This window comes from Maridesulfovibrio sp. (assembly GCF_963678865.1).
Taxonomy (GTDB): Bacteria; Desulfobacterota; Desulfovibrionia; order Desulfovibrionales; family Desulfovibrionaceae; genus Maridesulfovibrio.
The window spans coordinates 2224196-2234791 of sequence record NZ_OY787459.1; the positions used below are offsets into that span (position 1 = coordinate 2224196).

The following is a 10596-nucleotide window of genomic DNA, read 5'->3' on the forward strand; positions in this document are numbered from 1 at the left end:
ACCGCAAAACCCAACCGCAGCAATCAGAGTTTTGCTTTTTTATGAACCCCTCGAAATTGAACCGTTGACCTGCCGCTTACTGAGTATCAGGAGGAATATTTTTTTCGTCGGGGACGATTGCATCCAGAAACAAACAACATGCCATGCGACAAGAGTTGGTGGACTTAGCAACACTTCGGAGCTAGCTTAAAAGATTCTATAATTGTGTTTGCGCAGACCTATAGTACGGCATGCATATTGCTTTTAATCAACCTGTTAAAAAATACAGCAACTTAAAAAGCATAAGGTAGTACGATGAAAGGGATTCGGATTAAAATAATAATATTTTTTATAGCTTATCTAAGCTTTATGGCACTGAACACGGGGATGTTCTGGTGGAACGTTGTAACCTTGCGGGACAGACTGATTGTTATGGATAATTTCCATGAACTGCTTTCGGATATCCTCGAAATACGCCGTTATGAAAAAAACTTCATGTTTTACCCTGAACCGGGAAGTCTCAAGGAAGTCGTCATCTATCTGGACAAAGCCGAAAAAGATGCTGACCGCCTGAAAAGCAATATTATAGAAGTTGCAGGGCAGCATGAATATGACGCCTTCATGAATAACATGAACAACTACAAGCAGCAGTTGCGCCTTCTTACGGAAGGGGCCCCCGAAGATCCGGCCAAGACCCGTAATCTCGGCAGCAGCATGGTGCAAAAGGCGCAAAACCTTCTTACTCTGAAAAAACAGCGTATTCATAATGCCTTGATTCGAATACAGTATATACCGATCGCAGTAATGATTTCATTGGCAGTACTTATTACTGTCCTTTTCTATTGGCAGACCAAAAAAGTGTTCGGGCGGCTTCGTTATGTGCAGCAAGCAGCCGAAGGCGTCGCCAGAGGGGATTACGATACCATTAATCAGATAAGAAGTGATGATGAAATCTCCCTGCTTATGCGCTCTGCCTTCACCAACATGGCTAAAGAAATTGAATCCCGGCAGCAGCAGTTGATTGAATCCAGAAAGCTTATCTCCATCGGAACGCTCGCCTCCGGAATAGCCCATGAATTGAATAACCCTCTCAACAACGTATCGCTGACGGCAGATACCATGCTTGAGGAATTTGATGATATGGAGAAGGACGAGGCCAGGGAAATGCTTAACGACATTATCGGGGAGATAGGCCGGGCGAGCCTTGTGGTGAAAAACCTGCTGGATTTTTCAAGAGAAGGTGAACACCTGATGTCCAGAGTCAGCCCCGACAGACTGATCCGGGAAACCAGCGGACTTGTTGCAAACCAGCTCAAGCTTGATAAAATAACCTTGCGAACCGATATTCCTGAGGGCCTGCCAGACATCAAAGGTGACTTGAATTCCTTGCAACAGGTATTCATCAATCTGATTATCAACGCCGATCATGCAATGGAAGAAGGCGGATCTCTAATAATTTCAGCCAAGGATACACCCGATGGGTATGTCCTGTTTAAAGTCGCTGATAGAGGTTGCGGAATGACCGCAGAAACTATTGAACGTATATTCGACCCGTTTTTCACCACCAAACCTGTCGGAAAGGGAACGGGGTTGGGCTTGTCAATCATTTACGGGATTATTAAGAAGCATGAGGGATACATAGAAGTACAGAGCGAACTCGGGGAAGGAACAACTTTTTCAATTTACCTGCCAGAATATAAGGAAGTGGGGAATCATAATGAGCAGATTTCGGGCGGCAGTGATAGATGACGAAGGTCATACAGCCAAACTCGTTGCCAGAGCTTTAAATAAACAGGGATTTGAAACCGAAACATTCGAGCTTGGACATCCCTTCCTTAATAGAATGACCGAAAAACCGTTCCAACTGGTATTTATAGACCTTAAATTACCGGACATGGACGGGATGACCATACTCAACTTTGTGAAAAAAGGGTTTGAAGATGTTGATGCTGTCATAATCACCGGCCATGGTTCCATCCCGTCCGCAGTGGAAGCCACCGGCAAAGGTGCCGTAAACTATATCGTCAAGCCCTTTCGCATACAGGAAGTTAAAGCCATAGCGCAGGAAGCTATGGAAAAATTACAACTCAAGGATGAGAACCGCCGCCTCAAGGAAAGCCTCGGAGAGGTAAAAGCGTTTGATAATTTTATCGGCAACAGCAAGGTCATGCAGGAACTATTTGCAATGATCCGTAAGGTTGCGAAGGTCAACTGCAATGTGCTCCTGCAGGCCGATACGGGAACAGGCAAAGAAAGGGCTGCTCGGGCCATCCACGATTTGAGTCCGAGACGCAGCAAAACATTTGTTTCATTCAACTGCGGCGGATTTACGGAAGAGCTGATTTCAAGTGAACTTTTCGGACATGAGAAAGGGGCATTTACCGGTGCAACCGCCACCAAAATAGGCCTTCTTGAGTCAGCTGACGGCGGGACTGTTTTTCTTGATGAAATCGGCGAAATGCCTGTCAATATGCAGGTCAAACTGCTTCGCGTAATTCAGGAACGGCATATCATGCGCGTGGGTGGGACCAAACCGGTCTCACTGGATATACGTATTATTGCTGCAACCAACCGCGACCTGCACAAGGCGATGGAGCTTGGAGAATTCCGCGAAGATTTGTTTTACCGTTTAAATGTTGTGAGAATCTACCTGCCCCCTTTGACTGAACGCAGGGACGATATTCCTTTGCTTTCAAACTATTTTCTCAAAACCTTCAATGCCAGATTCGGAAAATCGGTCAGCGGTATATCGCCGCAGGCACTGGAAGTTCTCACCCATTACAACTATCCGGGAAACGTCCGGGAATTGGAGAACATCATTCAAAGGGCCGTAGCTCTGGCTGAAGGAGAAACCCTCGGAATCAGGGAACTTCCTCCGGATCTGCTGAATCTGGCCTTCAACGCATTCGGGGCTACCGGCCTTCTGTCATTAGAAGAAGTTGAACGACGACACATCAAGCATGTGCTTGAGGCCACAGGACACAATAAACACCTGAGCAGCCATATTTTGGGACTTCCGCGGACAACTCTCTGGCGCCGTATGAAAAAGTACCATCTCGATGACATGAAAGACGAAGAAACTCCCTAATAAGCTGTAATTACGCCTGCGCCAAGGCCTCCGACAGTGCAGATCAGATTGTTAAAAAAATCACTTTCCGGCACAGCCTTCTGTATTTGAAGGATGTGCCGTTTTTTATTGCTGTTCCAATCTGAAACGTAATTACTCCAAAATTAATTTTAGCCCACATATAACCCAAGCTATTTTGTTTCATTGTGAAACAAAGACCTTTTTTTTAAATCCTGCCCATAGTTGATGTTATTTTTGAAATGCAGATAACTGCTGGCTATAAGCCGTTAATCCGAGTTTCAGAAGCATATCAATCTTACTTCATTCCTTCAGAAAACTACTATTTCATAATGAAACACCAGCCAGTCTTTTTCTGCCCATCCAGCCTTTTGCTTAATCCGTAAACACTGCAAATAAAACACATTGTGTGAACATTATCACAACCTCATCTTGGCACTGGCCTTGCTCTACAGCAGTAAAGGTAAAAAATATGAATAACGTACTTATCGCTGTAGATACATCTGAATCAAGTTTCTGGCTCGCATACTACGCCATCGGTTTGAGTAAAAGAATATATATGAATGTTTCAATACTCATGGTTGACGATGAAGAATTCCGGGGCAGTACAGGCAGCGACGGGGAATGGATCGGATTGCCTGAAAAAAGGCTGGAATCACTCCTTGCAGAGGATCACTCGGAAAGGTCGCATATAAATTTTTACTCTACCAAGGGCAGTTTTGAAGACGAGGTTACTCAATTCATTATTGAAAATAAAATTACCACCCTTTTTATCGGGCAACCGGAAACCAGCGGAAACAGGCAGGACACAAAATTTATCGAATTGCTGGAAAGAATAGGCAACAAAACGGATTGCCACATCGAAGTGGTTCAAAAAGTTTCCGCATACGACCAACGATGACATTTAATCGCAACTGCCTGCTGACGGTTGCGGAAAAATAGAATGAGAAAAGACTCGGAGGAACGGTTGGACTGACAGTCCGGACTTACGGGTCAATTGCAACTAAACAAACAAGGAGTTCTTTAATGTGGCATATGTATTTACCCATTGCCGGAAACAGCGTTAACGTAGTCGTCATCTTCATGTTGGGCGGCCTGGTTGGCCTGCTTTCGGGGATCTTCGGTGTTGGGGGAGGATTCCTGATGACTCCTCTGCTGATCATGTTCGGTATTCCACCGACTGTTGCGGCTGCATCTGATTCAAACCAGATTGTCGGAGCTTCAACCTCCGGCTGTCTTGCTCATTACCGCCTTGGAAATGTCGATTTCAAAATGGGAATCCTTCTTCTTATCGGCGGTGTTCTCGGCGGATTCATGGGTGTTCAGGCCATTAAGGTACTACGGGCCATGGGTAACGCCGACTTTCTGATCAATGTAACTTACGTGCTGATGCTGGGCGGAGTTGGATCATACATGTTCATTGAAAGCCTCCAGAGCCTGCGCAAAAAAGATAAAACAGAAACTCAGGAAGCTCCCAAAAAGAAATCCCGCTACGCCAAGATGCTTGAAAGCCTCCCCTTCCAGACCGATTTCGAAAAATCAGGAGTCCGCCTTTCCCTGCTCATGCCGCTGGTACTCGGAGCTCTCGTCGGTGTTCTGGCTGCAATCATGGGTGTCGGAGGAGGATTTATCATGGTTCCGATCATGGTCTACCTGCTGCGTATGCCAATGCATGTTGTTGTAGGAACCAGCCTCTTCCAGATTCTCTTTACCTGCATCAACGTTACCATTCTGCAATCATATACCAACCATACTGTCGACTTTGTGCTGGCATTGCTGTTGCTGGTAGGATCAACAATCGGTGCTCAATTCGGAACCAGAATAAGCAGAAAACTTAAAGGTGAGCAGCTTAAAATCCTGCTGGCAACCCTCGTTCTGGTTGTAATGGTCAAAATGCTTCTCAGCCTGTTGCTCACTCCTGATGTGCTGCTGGCTTACGCAGGAGGACATTAAAAGATGAATAAATTTAATATAATATTTATTGGCGCACTGGTTTCAATGCTCATTTCATGTGGAGCAGCCCTTGCATCCGAAAAAGTAACATTGCACACAAGTCCCGATCACATTGCTATCGGAACAACTTATGATGGGACTACCCTCACTGCAAGTGGTACTGTACCTGCGGGGAGCGAAGCAGTAGTTAGAATTATGGGTGAACATAAGGACACCCATTTTAAAAAGAAAGGTAAGGCTCTCGGATTCTTATGGATGAATCTAGGGTCCGTGGAACTTCATGATATTCCGGACCTGTTCCTTATCGGCACCGATGCCAAAACATACGCTTCCGGCGGGGGCGCATGGAAACAGCTCAATCTTGGTTTTAATTCAGTAAAAGGAAATACTGATCAGCTCCTGTTTGATGAATACATCAAACTCGTCAGTCAGGAAGGACTGTATGAAGTGCAGGAAAATGTTGTAACCTACAGTGATGCCGGCAATGGTTTGCGGAATTTTACCGCAACAATCAAGCTGCCCTCTTCGCTGAAAAAAGGTGCCTATACCGTTGAACTGGCAGCTGTACAGGGCGATAAGGTTCTCGGCAGGTCCTCAACAACAATAACTGCCGAACTGGACGGATTCCCTGAAATTCTTGCCTCGATCGCCTTCGGACATGAGATTGCTTATGGAGTCTCTGCGGTTATTATCGCAATTCTGGCCGGTCTGTTAATGACCGTGCTCTTTCAAGATAAAGGCGGAGTCCATTAGGACCAAAGGTTAAAATTATGAATCGGTTGTTTAATTTCATACAGAAACTCCTGAAAGGAAGGCACAAGAGAAGGCCTCGCTCTTTTGCCGACCTCTTTAGAAATTTTAATTCCGTATTGGAATTAAACAACCGTATTCTGACCGGCATAGCATCAATGCACAGCAAACTCGGTGGTGATTATATTTTTGACACCCAGTATCTGCGCATGGCGACTCAGGATATGGAAGATCTTGTACGCAGACTTATCGGCGCACTGGATTCCATGACCCCAGGCAAGTATATTGAATTATACAGTTCCCTAGGAGAGATTTCCAAGAACATCCAGCACGAGCTCGCAGGGCAACCGGCTCTTCCAGACAGGTTGATGATTGCGTTCAGTGAAACAACACCAAAGGACTATGATCTGGTCGGAGCTAAAAGTTATAATCTGGCCCGCATATCCAATTTGCTGGAAATCAAAACTCCGGCAGGAATTTCCATCACCACCAGAGCGTGTAAAGAATATATGGAGTCCAACGGCTTCAACAAAATTATTTCCGCCATCAAACACGAATGCATGGATGGAGATAAACCGCTTGATCAGGCCTCAGCGGAGATTTCCGAATTAATCCTTTCCGGTACAATTCCACCCGAAGTGCGCAAGACCCTAAACGAAGTCAGGGATCAACTTTCCCTCAACTCGGAAAAAGGTTTAGGTCTTGCTGTACGCAGCAGTGCGTGGGGGGAAGACGGAAATAATTCTTTTGCGGGAATCTATGAAAGCCTGATCAATGTCCGGCCCGACAGACTGCATGAGGCATACCGGACTGTACTGGCCGCCATATATTCACCCGCTGCCATAAGATACCGCCGCAGGCTGAATTACAGGACCAGAGAAACTCTGATGGCCGTATCCTTTCAGACAATGGTCGATGCCAAATGCAGCGGGGTTGTTTATACTCTTTCACCGACCGCCCCCCGGGACAACACTGTCATTATAAGTTCAGCCTGGGGACTCGGATCAGCCATTGTTGCCGGGGAATCGGCAACGGACCAGTTCTCCGTCTCCAGAGAAAAGCCGTATGAACAGCTGGCTGTGTCCATCCAGCGCAAAGAAAAGGCGCTGCGGATAAATCCCGCTGGTCCGGGTACAGTTGAGGAGACAGTCCCCGAACACCTTCAGACCCGGTCCAGTCTCAGCTCAGAAGAAATAAAAATACTGGTTAAGACCGCCCTGCGTCTGGAACAATATTTTAAAAAACCGCAGGATATTGAGTTCGCCTTTGACCAAGACGGAGAACTCATAATCCTGCAAAGCCGCCCCCTGCGGATACAGTCACCGGTTGATGAGCCTTGTGCGTCACTAATCGAAGAACTGAACAACCGGGAAAAAATCATTTCCGGAAAAGGGGATGTAGCTCAGCAGGGAATTGCTTCGGGAAAAGTATTTATAGCGCGTAATGATTCATGTTTAAACGACTTTCCCAATGGGGCCATTCTGGTTGTCCACCACTCGTCGCCTTCGTATGCCGCCATTCTTCCCCGTGCGGGAGGCTTGATAACAGACGTGGGTTCCCCTCTCGGGCATCTGGCAACTATTGCCCGCGAATATCGCGTCCCTGCGCTTCTTAACACTGAAAATGCGACAAAAATTCTATCCGAAGGCCAGATTATAACCATGGATGCGGAGCAGAAAACCGTTTATGCCGGGATTCTCCATGAATTACATCTTTATCAGGCCAAGAGTGAAAGCATCGATGAAACCTACGAATATCGTTTACTCAGAAGGATTCTCAGGCAGGTGGAACCGCTCAATTTATTCGATCCTGCAGACAGCAATTTTAATCCTGCGGGATGCGAAACATTCCATGACATCACCCGTTTCGTTCATGAGAAAGCTGTAGAAGAACTGATTGAAATCAATATCGGAACTTCGCTTGACTCATCTTCACCCAATGGACGGCTGAAATTACCTGTCCCTCTGGATTTGACAATTATTGATATCGGGGGCGGATTAAAAAACATCGAGTCCGAAATGGACTCAGGCCGGTTCAACAGAAAAACAATAGAACAGGATCAGGTCGCGTCAGCTCCAATGACAGCTTTTATCGAGGGGGTCACTATGGCCGGAGTATGGCAGTCGTCCCCTGTTCCTGTTGACTTTTCAAGTTTTATGTCCAGCATGACCCGGACAGTTTCACCACAGCATGCGGACTCCACAAACATCGGGCGTAATCTGGCTGTTATTTCAGACAATTACTCCCACATAAGTCTGCATCTTGGTTATCACTTCACTATCATAAACTGTTACGTAAGTGAGAATCCGGCAGACAACTACGTATACTTCCGCTTTGCAGGAGGTGTAACCGATGCTGAAAGGCGTTCACGGAGAGCCAGATTCCTGAGCGAAGTTCTTGCCCGTCTGGATTTCTCAATTACCGTCAGGGATGATCTTGTCATCGCACGAGCCAAAAAAATCAGTGCTGATGACATTATGTATCGTATGATGGTCATGGGGATACTGGTTGCATACAGCAGACAGCTGGATGTTTCCATGATCAATGACTCCAGTATCGAAAGTTATGCAAACGATTTTGATGAACTAATAAAAAATCGCATTCAAACAACAATCGGAGGGTGACAGAATGAACACCTCAAAAACAAGTATTCTGATTCTTGATGACGAACCGATCGTCAGTAAAAGGCTCCATCCTGCTCTGGAAAAAAAGGGCTATGAGGTGGAAAGCTTCATAGACAGCAGCAAAGCTCTGGAAAGAATCCACCAACGTAATTTCGATATTGTGGTCACTGACCTCAAGATGGATGGAGTGGACGGGATGCAGTTTATGACTGAAGTAAAAAGCCTCTCTCCCGACACCGAGGTGATAATCATCACCGGATTTGCGACCATGGAAACAGCAAAGGAATCCATACGCAAAGGAATTTTCGATTTTCTCGCCAAACCCTTCAAACTTGGAGAGATTCAGGAAGTAATCAGGTTGGCTGACGAAAAAATAAAGAAAGCCAAACTGTCAAAACAGGCTTAACCAGATTTAGCCGTGTATGCGAGGTATGTTTATGAATAAAGCGTTAATTCCGGTGGAAATGACTCTGGCATCCAATATTGCCCTGCGATATGCCTGCCAAAAATCGGATATCATCGGAGTCGGTCTACAACCCATACATATTGAGGAACCGGATCATAAGTCGCACTCGTCTGAAACCGGCTGGATTCGCAAATCATGGGAATCAGGCCTTAAGCAGGCCGGTATGGAACAAGTCCGCCAGATTCTTCAAAACGAGGAACTGGACTGCTTCATCATGCCCCAGCCCATTGTGGAAGTGGGAGACAGGGCAGATATACTTTTACGCGAACTCCGGTTGGGTGGATATAATCTGTTCATCGAAGGTGAAATCTCAAATTTCAATACCGGTGAATTCCGCAAGAAACTGCGCTCCAAATTATACAGGAAGATGCCTTGCCCGGTTCTTGTTGTAAAAAACCTTATCAAATCTGACCGGGTGGCTATCGTTGTTGATTCCAGAACAGACTTACAATCCATGATTGATCAATTCTGCGGATTACTGCCTGACAAACAGATAGATTTTGACCTCTGTGTCTACAGTCTGGATGACTTCAGTCAGGAAAAACAGCCGGAGGACATCATTAAAAGCGCTAAAACAATACTTGCCGGACATGGACAGACTCCGCAAAGGGCATTTACCTTGTTGACTGCTCCTGAAAAAGCGGCTCCTTCACTCCATGATTATGGCATGATCGTTTCTGCCGTGGATCGTAATTCCACCCGTAAATCACCTCTTATCGAGGTTCTGGCCCGTGTATCCAGTCCCCTTTTTCTGTGTTGGACATACTCTGCCGGGAGGTCATAATGAAAATACTTATTCCTGTAGATGAAAACACTTACAGCATGTACGCCATCCGCCATGCCGCCCGGCTGGCCCGAAATACATGGCCGGATCTGGCCCTGCTGGGCATTGACCAAAAAGGACTGCTGCCGGGAATAGAACCCAATTTTACCGATTCCAATCCCAAAGTGCGTATGCTGCACAACTACTGCAAAGACCTGCTGGCTCTACTCGGTTCAAACTCCGAACTTTACGTTGCAGGGGATGAACAGTTCCTGATGTCAGAGCAAGGCAATCGACTGGCTGGGGAAGATCATGCGGGACGCAAAAAGCTGCAATTGCATCTGCGGAATGCCTCCCCCGTAAAGGCTATACTCGAAGAAGCTAAAAACAATGACAGCGACCTGATCATCATGGGCTGCAGCCGCAGCGGTTCTGCCTGGGAAAATGATGCCCATGCGCCCGGCAAAGTGGCAGACCGGGCAAACTGCCCTGTACTGATAATCAAGGACGAACATCCCATTACAAAAATAGTATGTTGCCTGGACCACGCTCATGTCACACAGGAATCCCTTGAAATGATCAGCCAGTTAGTCACATTTTATGATGCTGAGCTTGAAATTGTCGGCATTCTTAAACACTCCCAGCTCAAGCATGAAGTTGAGCAACAGATGGGCGAAGTTTTGGACTACTACCTTAAACGTAATATTTGCGCTCTGGTGAAAGTGGTTGACGAAAAATCACTTGAATCTTTCATATCTTCTGGAACTCAGAAAAATCTGATGGCTGTATGGCTCAGCCCCAAGTCTACGCTTCAACGTCTCTTTCCCCGAGATAAAGTTGCAACCTTGGTCAACAACACGTTGTCTTCCCTACTTGTCCTGAGATAGATAAAAATGGGTTATGCCTGGTTAGACCTTCCTTTCTAAGAATGGCGAATCCCTCCACCCCCCTTTGAATTAGAATTCTTCTGAGTTTC

The 10596-nt window shown here is 46.2% G+C and carries 9 protein-coding genes; all 9 read left to right on the forward strand.

Annotated elements, in window-relative coordinates:
• Window positions 1-348: 348 nt before the first annotated feature.
• The 9 genes from ACKU41_RS10210 (at window position 349) to ACKU41_RS10250 (ending at window position 10507) form a co-directional block, all read left to right on the forward strand.
• The gene (locus ACKU41_RS10210; RefSeq protein WP_321400536.1) at window positions 349-1728 is read left to right on the forward strand and encodes an ATP-binding protein; all 1380 of its coding nucleotides are present in this window, start codon (window positions 349-351) and stop codon (window positions 1726-1728) included.
• Window positions 1697-3067, forward strand: coding sequence for a sigma-54 dependent transcriptional regulator (locus ACKU41_RS10215; RefSeq protein WP_319777215.1), 1371 nt, complete (start codon window positions 1697-1699; stop codon window positions 3065-3067). The genes ACKU41_RS10210 and ACKU41_RS10215 overlap by 32 nt, the downstream gene beginning before the upstream one ends.
• 469 nt (window positions 3068-3536) lie before the next feature.
• Window positions 3537-3965, forward strand: coding sequence for a universal stress protein (locus ACKU41_RS10220; protein WP_321400538.1), 429 nt, complete (start codon window positions 3537-3539; stop codon window positions 3963-3965).
• A gap of 125 nt (window positions 3966-4090) precedes the next feature.
• On the forward strand, window positions 4091-5017 hold the full coding sequence (locus ACKU41_RS10225; RefSeq protein ID WP_321400540.1) for a sulfite exporter TauE/SafE family protein: 927 nt from the start codon (window positions 4091-4093) through the stop codon (window positions 5015-5017).
• A gap of 3 nt (window positions 5018-5020) precedes the next feature.
• Window positions 5021-5770: a TIGR02186 family protein gene (locus tag ACKU41_RS10230; protein ID WP_321400542.1), complete on the forward strand. Its 750-nt coding sequence runs from the start codon at window positions 5021-5023 to the stop codon at window positions 5768-5770.
• Between the two features lie 155 nt (window positions 5771-5925).
• Window positions 5926-8391, forward strand: coding sequence for a PEP/pyruvate-binding domain-containing protein (locus tag ACKU41_RS10235; protein WP_321400544.1), 2466 nt, complete (start codon window positions 5926-5928; stop codon window positions 8389-8391).
• A gap of 4 nt (window positions 8392-8395) precedes the next feature.
• Window positions 8396-8797: a response regulator gene (locus ACKU41_RS10240; RefSeq protein ID WP_319777225.1), complete on the forward strand. Its 402-nt coding sequence runs from the start codon at window positions 8396-8398 to the stop codon at window positions 8795-8797.
• Between the two features lie 31 nt (window positions 8798-8828).
• Window positions 8829-9641: a universal stress protein gene (locus tag ACKU41_RS10245; protein ID WP_321400546.1), complete on the forward strand. Its 813-nt coding sequence runs from the start codon at window positions 8829-8831 to the stop codon at window positions 9639-9641.
• Window positions 9641-10507, forward strand: a complete 867-nt coding sequence (locus ACKU41_RS10250) for a universal stress protein (RefSeq protein WP_319777229.1) — start codon at window positions 9641-9643, stop codon at window positions 10505-10507. The genes ACKU41_RS10245 and ACKU41_RS10250 overlap by 1 nt, the downstream gene beginning before the upstream one ends.
• Window positions 10508-10596: the final 89 nt, after the last annotated feature.